Below are 13283 nucleotides of genomic sequence, written 5' to 3' on the forward strand. Positions count from 1 at the left end.
TCGCTTCACGGCCAATGCTCATTCTCGCCTCATCGCAGCGCAGGAGAAGGCGCCAGGCGCGGCCGGATACGAGCAGGGGATAACCCTAGACGCAACGGTCTTCTCTGCGCGTTCGAATGGAATCATCGGTGTCCCAGGAGCCCGCGGAGCCGAGGGATCCTGGGAGTCTGGATCACGCGCCGGCGCGAGCGGGGTCAGCGCGCCGGAGAGACGTTGACCACGCTCGCCGGATCCGTCACCGCGCCCGGCCCGAAGTGGAACTCGAGCGGCTCGTTGTCGAGCCATTGAGGAAGGAGGTTGTTGTAGAACGCGCTCTCGCGGTGGAGGTCCGACCCGCCGGGGAGCCCGAAGCGCATCTTCGGGCCCGCCGGATCGGCGTCGATGACCAGGCGGATCGACGGCCCGTTGGCGAAGGCGAAGCTGGGCTTCTTGCCGTCCGCCGGGAGCGCGCGCGATCTCGGGTTGGCGACGTTGACGGTGAAGAGCCCGCCCGGCGCGGCATAAGGCCCGTCGTTGTACACGGCGAGGCCGAAGTTATCGAAGATGCTGCGGAGCGTGAGCGTGTGGACGCGGCCCCAGCGCCAGTCGTCCGCCGGGCCGATGACCGCGAGCGAGGCGGCCGCCTTCGCGAGCGCCCGGAGCACGATGTCGTCCTGCGTCTCCGCCACGCCGTCGGTGGTCACGTCGTCCCAGAGCAGAGGGCCCGAGCTCAGGCGCGCCGGATCGCGCAGCGCGCGCGCCACCACGGTCAGCCCGAACCCGGGCTCATCGAGGCCCGCGGCCGCCGCCTCGTCGCCCAGCGCCTCGCTCACGATCGCATAGAACGTCGCGTGGAACGCCGTGCAGCCGATCGACTCGGCGGCGAGCGTCGCGTCGTCCACCTTGCCCGCGTCCACCGGATCGTGCCCGTCGAGCCCTGTCGGACACGTGTAATCCCAGGCGGCGAGCGCGTCGACGACCGCCTGCTCCTCGTCCGTCAACGTCGCCAGCTCCGCCGCCGAGAGCACGGCTGGCACGACGAAGCTGCCATAGAGCGAGTACGTGTCGCCTTGCATTGCCGTCATGGTGTCGGGCGAATGCGCGTCGCCGCCTTCGTCGAGCAGATCGAGGATCCGCTGCTGGCGCGTCCCGTCGGCCTTGCCCCACGCCTGGAGCGCGCCTTGCCCGTCGTTCGTGGGATCGCCGTCGGCGGTCGCGCCCGTCATGTCGCCGTTGGCCGTCGCGATCGCGGCCCGAGGCGGGTTGAGGAGCTGCGGCAGCTCGGCGAACGGGATCGGGTCGCCCCACTCGGCGCTTCCGTCACCCGGGAGCGGCAGCCACGCGGGCACCTCGGGCGACGCCCAGGGCCGCGCCGGCACCTTGCTGTACGGGAACCAGCCGATGTTGCCCTCGGTGTCGACGACGACGAAATTCTGGCTGACGAAGCTGGCCGCCTCGAGCCCCGTCCTGGCTTCGGCGACGCTTCCGGCGCGCCCGAGGGCGAAGAGCGCGTCGAGGTCCGTCCCGCCGTCGTGCCCGCGCCACCGGATGGTCACGGCGGTGCCGGCGGCCGCGTCCTCGCTCACGATGGGCCCGTGGTGCGGGACCCAGCGGAAGGTCTTCTCGATCGTCTCGCCGGAAGCCGCGTCCTTGAACGAGAACTTCTTCTCGACGATCGCCACGTCTTCCCCCTTGAAAGCGACCGACGCGCCGTCCCCGGTGAGCGTCTCCAGGTAGACGTCGGCCAGGTCGTAGTACGCGGTGGTCACGCCCCAGCCGATGGACTCGTTCTGTCCGATGATCACGCTCGGCATGCCCGGAATCGTGGCGCCGGCGACGTGGTATTCGCCGTCGCCCCGGCTCCTGGCGTCGATCTCGACGGGGAACCAGGTGCTGGGATTGCCGAGCAACAGGTGCGGATCGTTCGCCAGGATGGCGTGGCCGCTCTCGGTGCGGCCCGGGCCGACAACCCAGTTGTTCGACCCGGCGTCGCCCGCCATCTTGCGCCGGCCGTCGCCGACCTTCGCCGCGCGCTCCGCCGCGCCCGTGAGGAGCGCCCGGTGCGGCGAGAGCCGCGACACGGCCACCGGCGCGAAGGGCCGCACGAGGTCCGCCGTCTGCGCGGCGGGCACGGTGGACGCGTCGAACACCGGCGCGGGCGAGAACAGATCGGCGGCGAGCGCCGCGTCGAACAGCGGTATCTGCGCCGCGAGCTCGAGCTCTCCCCCGCTGTTGTTCGAGAGGTCGTTGAGCACGTAGAGGCCGACGGCGGTGCTGTCTTCCGGCGTCCAGTCGCGGATCGCGTCCTTCACCATGAGCGCGAGGTTGTACTCGACGGTCAGCGTCGCGCCGTTCCTCTTGCTCCGCATGTCGGCGAGCCAGGCGTTCACGCCGCGCGCATACGCGACCAGATGCCCTTTCACCTCCGGGCTCGCCTGCTCGTAGAGCACCCTCTCGAGCGGCTCGCCGTCGCGCGTCGTGAAGAAATGGCGGTTCCGATAGTCCTGCTCGAGCACCTGCGCGCCCGCCTTCACAAGCCCGCCGAGCGACCCCTCGACGAGGTTGCGGATGAAATCCATGAAGAAGAAGCGGTTCTGAGCGTGGAAGTAACCGAGCGCGGCGAAGCAGTCGTCGTCGGACGCGCACTCGAGGTGAAGGACGCCGAACTCGTCGGTCACCGCCCGGACATCCCCGTCGAGATCGGGAATCGCCACGCCGCCAGGGTCCGCTCCCCCTGCGCCGCCGCCCGCTGCTCCCCCGCCCCCCGCTGCTCCCCCGCCGCCTTCACCGCCATTGCCACTTGCCGCGCTGGACGGGGCTTCGCCGTCGTCGCCGCACGAAACCGCGGCCGCCGAAGCGGCAAAGACGAACGCAAGGACCAGCGAACCGAAACGAGCCGTACGCATCATCAGCGATACTCCTCCTGCCTTCGGGCGCACGATATCACGCGCCTCCGGCGGGAACGGCGAACTGTGCGCGTCGATGGCCTGCCGGAGCAGAGGGGGAGATCCGCAGCGCCACATCGTGGAGCCGGGGCTCCCGGAGAGCGCCCGGCGCGCCGCCGCCCGGAGCGAGCAAGGCCCCCGCCGGACCGCCTCCGGCCCGGCCGGGGCGCGCGGCGTCGATCCGGGGGCGCGACGCCTGGTTCCCCTCGCCGCGATCTCGACTATGACGCCGGGCATGCGACGCCTCCTGCTCCCGCTCTCCCTCCCCGCCCTGACGCTCGCCGCCGCCTGCTCCGGCGCGCCCCCGGAGCCCGCCCAGCCGTTGCCCTCCCCGCGCGCGCACGACGGCCGCCCGCCCGCGGCCGCGGCGTCCCCCGCCGAGGCCGGAGCCGCGGCGCCCGCCGCCCCGGAGGCCGGCGCGCCCGCCGCCCAGACGGGGACGGCCGGCGGGGAGAGCGCCGCCGCCGAGGAGCAGGCGTGCCCGGCCGACATGAAGCTCGTCGAGGGCGAGTACTGCAGCGAGGTCGAGCACAGCTGCCTCCGCAGCTGGTACGACAAGTCGAACAAGAAGACGATCTGCGAGGAGTTCGCCCCCGCCCCGGCCCGCTGCACGGGCGACAAGACGAAGAAGCGCTATTGCATCGACACGTACGAGTGGCCGAACAAGAAGGGGGAGCGGCCCGAGGTGATGAACCGCTTCCACCAGGCGCAGGTCAAGTGCGCCGCCGTCGGCAAGCGCCTCTGCACCGAGTCGGAGTGGACGCTCGCCTGCGAGGGCCCCGAGATGAAGCCGTTCCCTTACGGGTACTCGCGCGACGCGACGAAGTGCAACGGCGACCACCTCTGGGACGATCCCGACATGAAGAAGGTCGCGAAGCGCGACCCGGGCGAGCTGGCCCGCCTCTGGAAGGGGGTGCCGAGCGGGTCGCAGCCCGAGTGCATCAGCGACTATGGCGTCGCCGACCTGCCCGCGAACACCGACGAGGTGGTGGCGAGCGAGACGAGCGGCGGCTGGCGCGGCAAGTTCGACAGCGTCCACACCGGCGGCCCCTGGTACAAGGGCGTGCGCAACCAGTGCCGGCCGAAGATCTACACCCATGACGAGGGGTTCTATTATTACTTCCTGAGCTTCCGCTGCTGCGCCGAGCCCGACGGCAAGGCCACCGAGCCGCGGACGCCCCGGCAAGTCCAGGAGGGGTGGGACATGGCTCGCGTCGAGCGGATGGCGCAGTTCACGGTCGAGGAGATGCGCGGGAAGCTCGAGCTCAAGCAGCAGGGCAAGTGCGAGTGCAGGCCGACCGACATCCTGTGCAAGACGATGTGCGGCACGCTGCTCGGGCCGGGCGCGGTGGACGCGACACCGGGGGGCGGCGCGCCCGCTGCGCCAGCGGGCGGCGAGAAGAAGCGGTGAGCGGTTTCCGCCCGCCTCTGCACCATGCCGAGCAGAGCGGCGGTCTCCCGCACAGGAGACGGGCCCAGATCGGCGTTTTCGGCGCGCAAGCGCACTCCGGTGCGCTGAGCACCGAAAACGTCGAGGTGGGCCCGTATCCGAAGCGGGTGACCGCCGCTCTACATGCTGGCTTCCGTCAGCATCGCCACGACGCGCTCGATCGACCAGTAGCCTGCCATTGCGCCCATCGCATACACCACGCCGCGCCTCACCGTCGCTGGTTGCGTGGGGACGCGCGCGGCAAGGAGGCGCAGCGCGACCACCAGCGCGATGACGCCGAGCTGACCGAGCTCCACGCCCACGTTGAAGAACAGGAGCGCAATCGGCACATGCCTCTCCGGCAGCCCGATGTCGAGCAGCGACGACGCGAACCCGAGCCCGTGGAGCAGCCCGAAGGCGAACGTGACGGCCCACGGGGCCCGGCGGGTGAGCGAGTCGGTCGGCCGGATGCACTCGCCGCAGATCAGCACGATCGAGAGCGCGATGGCCGCTTCGACCGGCGGGGCCGGCAGCGTCAACCAGCCGAACACGGCGCAGGCCAGCGTCAGGCTGTGCGCGACCGTGAAGGCCGTGACGGCGCCGAGCAGCTTCCGGCCGCCGCTCACGAGCAGCGTGAGCGCGATGACGAAGAGGAGATGGTCGAACCCGGTCAGGATGTGCTCGACGCCGAGCCACGTGTAATCGACCATGATCGGCCGGAGCGCGCCGAGCCCGGCGGACGCGGGAATACCGTAGACCACCAGGCTCGGGTCGTTGCCGGTCAACACCCGGACAAGCCGGCTTCCATTCCGCCACTCGACAACCACCATCACGTTGGTCTCGGTCCCCTCGAGCCAGGGGAGCTCGATGGTGCCGACCAGGCCGTCGTGACCACAGTCGAGAGCTGCTCCGTCGAGCTTGCAGGCCGCGGGGAACACGGCGGGCGTCGCGAGGTCGGCCGCCAGCGCGGACGAGCTCGCCTGCCAGCGCACGAGGAACCGCCCGTCGTGACCTTCGACCTCCGTCAGCGAAAGAAGCGCCGAGTTGAGCGCGTGGCCGGCCGCGGGGGCAGGCGCCAGAAGCAGGACCAGCAAGAACGGCAGGAAACGAGCCAGCCGGAGCAGACGCGAACGATTCAAGGGCTCTCCTTGAACCTGTACTGCGCGAGGAGGCTTTTGACGAACTCGTCGACGGCTTCCTTCTTCCGTGCGGCGGTCCAGTCGAGGGTGAGGGTCGCGCGGATCGCCTCGCGGCTGGGCAGCCCCCCGCTTGTCTGGTTGACCCGCACGAGCAGCAGGCTGTCCTGGGTCTCCAGGGCCTGCCACGTGGCGAGCGGCGAGCTGCCAATGCTCTCGGCGACCGCGGGTCCGAACTTGGCTGCGAGTGAATCGCGGGTGAGGTTGCCACCCTCGATCGGACGACCGAGCGTTCGTGGGTCCGCGCCGTCGGCCAGCGCACGTCGATACGTCGACCGCTGCTCCTCTGCGGCCGGATCGCTCCTGGAGAAGGCCACGACCTCGAAATCGTACCGGAGCGGCGTTTCGTACTGGCTCCGGTGAGAAGCCAGCCACGCGTCCAGCTCTGCATCCGTCGGCTCCCGCGCCGCCATCGGCTGAGCCGCCCGTGTCCGCAGCCTCTCGGCCAGCGCGACGCGCACCGTCGCATCCTGCCGATCGAGGCCCTCCCGTAGCGCCTCGCGGTAGAGCACCTCGTCCCGCTTCCACCCGTCGAGCGCCTCCGCCAGCTCAGCCGCCGTCGGCGCCCGCCCTATGGTGTCGCGGAACTGCCGTTCCAGGTCCGCCTTCAGCCCCGTGCTGACGACGATCTCCCTGGGATCGCCGGCGACGAGCCGGTGGCCGAGGAACAACAGCGCGCCGATGAAGAGGAAATGAAGGACCGGCTCGCGGAGCAACCGAGCGAAGCTCCCCATGGTTCTACCGCTGATGTCAGGCATGAGACGCGCTCTGGCTGGGGGAGAGGAGACCCAAACGCTCCGGAGACGTCAAGCCCCAGCTGCGGGGCCTGCCCCGGGTGAGATCGGCTCCGCCCGGAGCCGCGCCGGTGAACGGCGCGGGCTTCGGGCGGCTCGCGTCACGGCGAGAGCGTGACGGACTTCGCGTCGAGCGCCACTTCGTAGTAGCCCTGCGGATGCCACTTGAGCGCGGTGCCGTTCTGCTTGAGCGTGCCGCCGGTGACCGTCACGCGCACGTACTTGCCCGGCGGGAAGTTCTGGGGGAGCGTCCAGTTGTAGGTCGTGTCATTCCCGTTCTTGGTGTTGGAGCCGTCGGTGATCGCCTTCTGGCCGCGCCAGTAGGCGCCGATGGTCTCCATGGTGCCGATCCACACGTCGCCGTACGCCTTGACAGCCTTGACGTGATCGGCCCAGGCCTGGAACGGGATGGGCTGATAGGCGCCGTCGTTGCCGCCGGTGAAGCCGTGGATGCAGAAGGTGCGCCACTTCTTGCCGCTTCGCGCGCTCGCGACCTCCGAGTCCATCTGCGCCTTGGAGGCGTTGGTCGGGGGAATGTAGGTGGGCAGAACGAACGGATTGCTGTTGTCGTTCGGGCCGATCAGGGCGTTGGACACGCCGCGGTTGATCATGAAGCGCGTCCGGGCGATGCCCTCGTATACACCCGCGCCGTTCGGGGCCGCCATCGTGTACGGCGTGACGCCGTACTTGTCCTTCATGTCCTTCGTCGCGGCGTCCGTATCGGAGCCGCTGTCGTTGCTCGAGTGGCTCCTCGTGTGGTTGGCGAGCTCGTGCCCGCGCATCAGAGCCTGTTTCCAGACCGCGTTGTTCGCTTCCTGCTTACCGGTCCAGACGAAGAAGGTGAACGGCACGTCGAGCGCCATCATCTCATCGAAGTGCTGGATCTGGGTCTGGTTCACGTCGTCGAAGCTGTACGTCACGGCGCCCGCGAAGCCGGCCCAGTCGATGACCTTGAACCCGCCGGCCGCGCCGGCCGGCTTCGGCACGTTGCCAGCGCCGGGCCCCGGCGGAAGGCCGGATTCGGGCGCCTCTCCTCCATCACCGCTACCGCCCGTTCCTGCTCCACCCGCTCCGCCCGAGCCGCCGGCGGGGTCCGAGCCGCCGCCACCGGCAGGGTCCGCGCCGCCCGTGCCGGCGGGGTTCGAGCCGCCGTCGCCCCCCCCGGCCGACGCCGAGGTCGCGCCGGGATCCCCGCCGCTGGAGGAGGAGCTTCCCGGCGTGCCGCCGCTGCTGCTGCTGCTCGTCGTCTGCTGGCCACCGGTGGTGCCGCCGCTGGTGGTGTCCTCCCCGTCATCGCCGCAGCCGCTGACGTGCAGCGTGCCCAGCAACAACATCGCACCGAGCGCCAAGGATGATGGCGCAGGAAAATTATCGAAGTGGAAGAATCGCGATGATTTGAGCATGGGGTGAGGATACAAAACCCCCGGAAGGCGCTCAAAGGATTATGCACGACGCACGCGCATCGACGCATCGCACGAATGGCTCACATGTTACCAAAAGTAGCGAGCGGCTCACACGTTACCAAAAGTAGCGAGCGGCTCACACGTTACCAAAAGTAGCGAGCGCCGCGTCAGCGAAGCGCTCCGCCGTATCTTTCTAGCGGCGCGGCGACCGCCGGAGCGTACCGGGCTTCGCGTCGGCCTCATGCGCAGCGCCGTCACCCTGACTCGCCAGGTGGATGCCACCCCCGCCTGGGCGATCGGCAAAGCAGGCGGGCGACCCCGAGTAGACGGCCGGAGCAACCGCCCGCTGCGTGGGTACAAGCTTCCGCTTCACGGATCCCCCTGGTGTCCGAGCAGCACGCGTCGACACCATCGATGCAGGCGCACGTCGTCGGTCGCGAACGACCAGCGGGCGGCGAGCCATCGCTCTGCAGGCTCGAACAGCGCGTCCAGGTGCTGGGCCAGCAGCCACTCCCGGGCGAGGCGTCGGTCGCGATCCGTGGCGGTCGTGGTGATGAACGGCGTGAGGTAGATGACGGCAGAGAGCGGATCGAGCCGAGCATCTCCCACGATGGGTAGGCCCCCGAAGTCGATCACGGCGCTCACCTCCTGGCCTTCGACCAGCACATTGCCTGGATAGAAGTCCATGTGCACGAAGCTCGGTCGCTCCGGCTCGGGCAGCGCGGCGGCCAGAGGCGCCGGATCGATGCCGTCGAACGCGCTCCCGGCGCAGGCCAGGCTCTTCCTTGCGCGCAGCTCGAGGTAAGAGCGGTAAGAGGGCGTCCGGATCGGCTCGGCTTCGCAGAGGTCGCCGTACCACGCAGCGCTCACGCGCAGGGCTCGCAGGCGCGTCGAGGCCTCGAGAAAGCGAATGATGAGCTGTTCCCGCTCGGCGCCGGCCGCCTCGCCGAGCACCTGCAAGAGGGGCCGCCCGGGCAACCGCGGCTCGAAGGTGATGAGGCGGCCGTGCAGCTCGGTCATCTCCAGGACACGCGGGATCGAGAATGGCACCGCGCTCGCGCCCTCGTGGAAGCCCTCGAGCAGCTGGGCTCGTCGAACGACCGTCTCCCGGACGGTCCCGGGATGGTGGACCCGCGCGACCCGCTCGCTGCCCAGCGCGAACACGCAGGCTTCACCGCCGATGCCGAGCAGCGCATCCCGGGTCAGGCCGAGATGGCTCATCACCTGCAGCAGGGGGGCGTCGTCGTCGATGCTCATTCCGGTGTCCGCTGCGGGTGACTCGTGAGGAAGATCTCGCTCTCCCCGGGGCCGCGCGCCCCTCAGAAGAAGGCTTTCAACAGGCCGATCGCGCCCTGTTTCCAGGGCACGCGATGGGTCACGCCCGAACGGCTCTCGAACTCGCTCCTGTGCGCCCGGTACCACTCGAGGTTGCGCACCAGCGCGTCCTTGTTCGAGTACTTCGGCGCGAAGCCGAGCACCCGCTCGGCCTTCTCGATCGACACGAACGAGTCCTTCGACGCCGTCTCGTAGACCCACTTGTAGAGCGGCGACACGCCCATCGCCTCGAGCGCGCGCAGGCCGAGCACCGCCGGCGCCGCCGGGAAGGGCACGATCTTCTTGCCCTTGCCCACCGCGTCGAGCACCGCCTGGTAGTCCTCACCCATGGTGGTGAAGTCCTTCGCGCCGATGTTGAAGGTGTCGTTGGCGACCGACGCGTCCTTCGTCATGCACAGATGGATCGCCTCGCAGAGATCGGCCACGTCGAGGAGCTGGTAGCGGTTCTTGCCGTCGCCGATCATGGGGAAGCCCTTGCCGTCGAGCGCCCAGTCATAGAGCAGGGCGAAGACCCCGAGCCGCTCCGGTCCGATGAAGGACTTGGGCCGGATGATGGGCACCACGAGCCCCCGGCCACGCTCCTCGAGGCACACGACCTCGGCCTGGATCTTGGCCTGCCCGTACGGGCCCACGCCGTCGAGCCGGTCGTCCTCGCAGAGCGGGTGGTGATCGGGGATGCCATACACGGCCGTGGAGGATATGTGCACCGCGCGCTCGACGCCGAGGCGGCGCGCGGCGCTCATGACCACGCGCGTGCCGATCACGTCGGTCGTGTAGATCTCCTCCGCCGTGTACAGGGGCAGCGCGGCCGCCGTGTGCACGACGAAGTCATGCCCCTTTACCGCCTCGTCGACGACCGCCGCGTCACGGATGTCCCCGCGCACCTCGCGGATGCTCGACCGCTCGGGATAGTCGAAGTCCAGGAGATCGAGCGACGTGACTTCATAACCGCGCTCGAGCAGGTGCCGCACCAGATTGATCCCGAGGAAGCCCGCGCCGCCCGTGATCAGGACCTTCTTCTTGCTCATCGTCTCACAACCTCGCTTCTGGGACAGGAATAAGGAGAGCCGTCGATGCTCACGCGCCGCGCGCCTCGATGATGGCCCGAGCCTCGGCGGGGTAGCGCTTGCACTCGAGCAGCGCCCCGAGCAGGAGCGGCGCCACGATGGTCGCGTCCGACTCGATCACGAACATGGGCGTGTCCTCGGTCAGCTTGTCCCAGGTGATCTTCTCGTTGGGCGTGGCGCCGGAGTACGAGCCGTAAGACGTCGTCGAGTCGGAGATCTGGCAGAAGTAGGCCCAGGGCCGGGCCGGCTCTTCGAGATCGTACTTGAGCGACGGCACCACGCAGATGGGGAAGTCCCCGGCGATGCCCCCGCCGATCTGGAAGAACCCCACGCCCGCGCCTGCGCTGAGCTCACGGTACTGGTCGTAGAGCGCGGCCATGTACTCGATGCCCGACTTCACGATGCTCGCGCTGCACTCGCCCCGCTTCACGTAGGACGCGAAGATGTTGCCGAAGGTCGAGTCCTCGTGGCCCGGGACGACCAGCGGCAGCCCCGCCTCCGCGGCGGCGAGCAGCCAACACTCCTCGGGCGGTCCGCGGTGGAGCGCGGGCTCGACCGCCCGGATCAGATCGTAGAAGTACTCGTGCCAGAAGCGGCGCTCGCCGCTCGCCGTCGCCCGCTCCCACATGGGGACGATGTGCTTCTCCACCGCGCGAAAGGCCTCGTCCTCGGGGATGCTGGTGTCGGTCACGCGCCGCATCCGGTTCTCGAGGATCCGCGTGTCGTCCTGCTTGGTGAGGTAACGGTAGTCGGGGAAGTCACGGTAGCCGTCATGCGCCACGAGGCGAAACAGCGACTCCTCCAGGTTGGCGCCGGTCACGGACATGCCGTGGATCAGGCCGGCGCGGATGGCCGGCGCCAGCGTGATGCCGAGCTGGGCCGAAGACATCGCCCCGGCCACGGCCCAGAACATCTTCCCCCCGCGCTCGATGTGCTCCCAGTAGGCGAGGAGCGCGTCGCGCGTCGCGCGGGCGTTGAAATTCTTGTAGTTGCGGAGAACGAACGAGAGGAGGGGCAGCGTCGTGGACGCCGACTTCGTCCCAGCCATGTTGTGCGGAGCCTCAGCGACCACGAAGGTCGTCCCGGTGGTCTCGGGTCGCGCAGGCCACCAGGGACGCGCTACGGACCGGCGCAGGCCGGGCCGCCATCGCAACGTCGGGTGGCTTCGGGGGCACCGTAGCACGGATCGCGTGGTTCGTGTCAAGCCCGTCTCAGCGGGCGGTTTACCTTGTCGAGCCCGGACCCTCGACGGCGAGCTGCGTGAGCCAGCCTCAGCGATGAGATCACGGAGGAGGTCGCAAACCGTATAGATTACCATCTCCCGCAGGAGACGTTCTGCGACACGTTTCGCGAGAAGGCGGACGCTGCGTTCAATTCGAAGTATAGGCGACTCGGCGCCAGGGTGACGAAATGATGGTGACAACTCGCTCCGAGCTGCTCGACGTCGTCTATCACTTCTACCCGCGGGGCGTGCGTTGCACCAATCGCATCTACGTGCCTCCCAACGAGCCCTTCTACGATGACACGGAGGAGCACCGCCGCCTGGTGGAAGCCGCAAACCGAGGGCGAGAGGAGTACCCAACGTGGAAAGCGATGATCCGCCGCCTGGGAGATCGATACGGCCTTCAGAACGAGTCGCTCCACCTGTTGGCGGGAGGGGGCGACCCGGCGTACTCGGCCCGCATCTGGCTCACCGACGAAACGGCGCTCGGCTTCCACGTGTCCCTGCTCGGGCCATACTACGGCATCCACCTCTCCGACATCATCCCAGAGGAGCAGCCGGTGGCGCACGAGATCGCTCGGGAGATCGAGGCCACGTACCCCGGCTACCGACCGATCCCGCCGGAGCTCGGGAACGAGGTGGTTCCGGACGTGGCGATGGACACGGTGTCGATGGGCAAGGCGACGATATACATGTGCCTCTTCTCGGTCGTGTGGACTTGGGTGGATCCCGTGTAGCCCTTTCCCCTGGGCGTCCGCCCTCGACCTGGCCGAGCTCGTGCCGCACCGCCGGCGAGGAGCTCGAGGCGAGCTCGGGGCTATGGCCGTCGACCTGGGCGAGCTCGGCCACGTCGCGGCGGACGCCGGCGACCTCCCGATCGCGCTAACGTCCACGGCGCCCAGCAGATAGCGTCGCCGCAGCGTCGAGGAGCACCGCGTCGGAGTCCGCACCTTCCAATGGACCGACGGGAGCGGTTCATGAGAGGATGGGCTGCCTGATGAAAAGAAGAGCGTGGTCTCCCGGGTGCGGCGCAGTGGCCGTCTCTTTTAGCTCGGATCCCTGGGATTGGGCGTGGGTCGGCGTGGCCCTGCTCGTGCTCGTCGGCATGGGCGCCGCGGTCGTTCTGGGCATCCGGCGCCGTCGCTGACGCGATAGGGCGGCTGTACCCCGCGAGGGGGCGGCGCGTGGCGGGGAGGCGACCGCGGGGTAGAGGTGGATGCCGGCAAGCTCGGCGACGTCGATGTCCACCTGGTCGACGGCGGAGCGCCGCAGTCGACCAGGGCGCAAACCGCATGGACTACGATCTCCCGTAGGGGATCTTCTGTCATAAGCTCGGCGACGCGGCGGACGCTGCGTTCAAGTCCAGGTACCCGCGACTCGGCGCCTCGGTGGTGACTTCGGCTATTCGGGGAAGCGAAGCGTCTCGTGGGCCTCGCCGCTCTCTCCCACCGTCATGCCATCGTGGTTCCAGCTGGTGCCGCCCTTGCCCGGCTGTCCGGTCTCGATGGTGACGCCCTCCAGTGTGAGCTGATCCTCGTCGAGGTAGGCGACGCCGATCGAGTCGCCGCCGCGCCCCGGGCCACCACAACCGCCGGCCCCCGCCCGCGCCCCCGCTTGGAGGCCACGCAGCACATGGCGAGCCCGCCCCGACGATCCCCGCCGCCGCCACCTTGGCCCGGCGTGCCCCAACTCCCCTCGGTCCCCGTGTCGCCCTCCCATCCCGTCTCGGTGAGGCGCCCGATGCGCTCGCCGGGCGCACCCTGCGTTCCCGGAGCCCCGGGCCCGCCCTCGGATCCGATGCCGCAACGGAGGTTGTCCCGCTCCCGATGCCACCGCGTGCGGGCGGCAAAAGGTCGGCGGGCTCCCCGTCGCCTTCATCCTCGGCACTCTCGGGCAGCCCATCTCCTCCCTTG

The 13283-nt window shown here is 69.4% G+C and carries 11 protein-coding genes; 3 read left to right on the top strand and 8 right to left on the bottom strand.

Annotated elements, in window-relative coordinates:
- Window positions 1-194: 194 nt before the first annotated feature.
- Window positions 195-2693 (bottom strand): penicillin acylase family protein, encoded by a 2499-nt coding sequence (locus tag WME95_RS38155; protein WP_437904220.1) that lies wholly within the window; start codon window positions 2691-2693, stop codon window positions 195-197.
- A 466-nt stretch (window positions 2694-3159) separates the two neighbouring features.
- On the opposite strand from WME95_RS38155, the gene WME95_RS38160 reads away from it, so the two are divergent.
- Window positions 3160-4335 (top strand): SUMF1/EgtB/PvdO family nonheme iron enzyme, encoded by a 1176-nt coding sequence (locus WME95_RS38160; RefSeq protein WP_437904221.1) that lies wholly within the window; start codon window positions 3160-3162, stop codon window positions 4333-4335.
- A 158-nt stretch (window positions 4336-4493) separates the two neighbouring features.
- Here WME95_RS38160 and WME95_RS38165 read toward each other — a convergent pair whose 3' ends face one another.
- The 6 genes from WME95_RS38165 to WME95_RS38190 all read right to left on the bottom strand — a co-directional run bounded on the left by WME95_RS38165 (window position 4494) and on the right by WME95_RS38190 (window position 11196).
- Window positions 4494-5492 carry a HupE/UreJ family protein gene (locus WME95_RS38165; RefSeq protein ID WP_437544833.1) on the bottom strand — a complete coding sequence of 333 codons (999 nt, stop codon included), beginning with the start codon at window positions 5490-5492 and terminating at the stop codon, window positions 4494-4496.
- Window positions 5489-6283: a hypothetical protein gene (locus tag WME95_RS38170; protein WP_437904222.1), complete on the bottom strand. Its 795-nt coding sequence runs from the start codon at window positions 6281-6283 to the stop codon at window positions 5489-5491. The genes WME95_RS38165 and WME95_RS38170 overlap by 4 nt, the downstream gene beginning before the upstream one ends.
- Window positions 6284-6444: 161 nt before the next feature.
- Window positions 6445-7677: a polysaccharide deacetylase family protein gene (locus WME95_RS38175; RefSeq protein WP_437904223.1), complete on the bottom strand. Its 1233-nt coding sequence runs from the start codon at window positions 7675-7677 to the stop codon at window positions 6445-6447.
- Window positions 7678-8115: 438 nt separating this feature from the next.
- Window positions 8116-9003, bottom strand: coding sequence for a phosphotransferase family protein (locus WME95_RS38180; protein WP_437904224.1), 888 nt, complete (start codon window positions 9001-9003; stop codon window positions 8116-8118).
- 62 nt (window positions 9004-9065) lie between these two features.
- A complete protein-coding gene (locus WME95_RS38185; RefSeq protein WP_437904225.1) occupies window positions 9066-10109 on the bottom strand; it encodes an NAD-dependent epimerase/dehydratase family protein in 1044 nt (347 codons plus the stop codon).
- Window positions 10110-10158: 49 nt separating this feature from the next.
- Window positions 10159-11196: a deoxyhypusine synthase family protein gene (locus tag WME95_RS38190; protein ID WP_437904226.1), complete on the bottom strand. Its 1038-nt coding sequence runs from the start codon at window positions 11194-11196 to the stop codon at window positions 10159-10161.
- A 362-nt stretch (window positions 11197-11558) separates the two neighbouring features.
- Here WME95_RS38190 and WME95_RS38195 point away from each other — a divergent pair, with 362 nt between their 5' ends.
- Window positions 11559-12107, top strand: a complete 549-nt coding sequence (locus WME95_RS38195) for a hypothetical protein (RefSeq protein ID WP_437904227.1) — start codon at window positions 11559-11561, stop codon at window positions 12105-12107.
- A 260-nt stretch (window positions 12108-12367) separates the two neighbouring features.
- Entirely contained in the window at window positions 12368-12517 is a 150-nt protein-coding gene (locus tag WME95_RS38200; RefSeq protein ID WP_437544842.1) for a hypothetical protein, read from the top strand.
- A gap of 254 nt (window positions 12518-12771) precedes the next feature.
- Here WME95_RS38200 and WME95_RS38205 read toward each other — a convergent pair whose 3' ends face one another.
- Window positions 12772-13002, bottom strand: a complete 231-nt coding sequence (locus WME95_RS38205; RefSeq protein ID WP_437904228.1) for a hypothetical protein — start codon at window positions 13000-13002, stop codon at window positions 12772-12774.
- Between the last annotated feature and the right edge of the window lie 281 nt (window positions 13003-13283).

This window comes from Sorangium sp. So ce327 (assembly GCF_051530205.1).
GTDB classification, from domain to species: Bacteria; Myxococcota_A; Polyangia; order Polyangiales; family Polyangiaceae; genus Sorangium; species Sorangium cellulosum_B.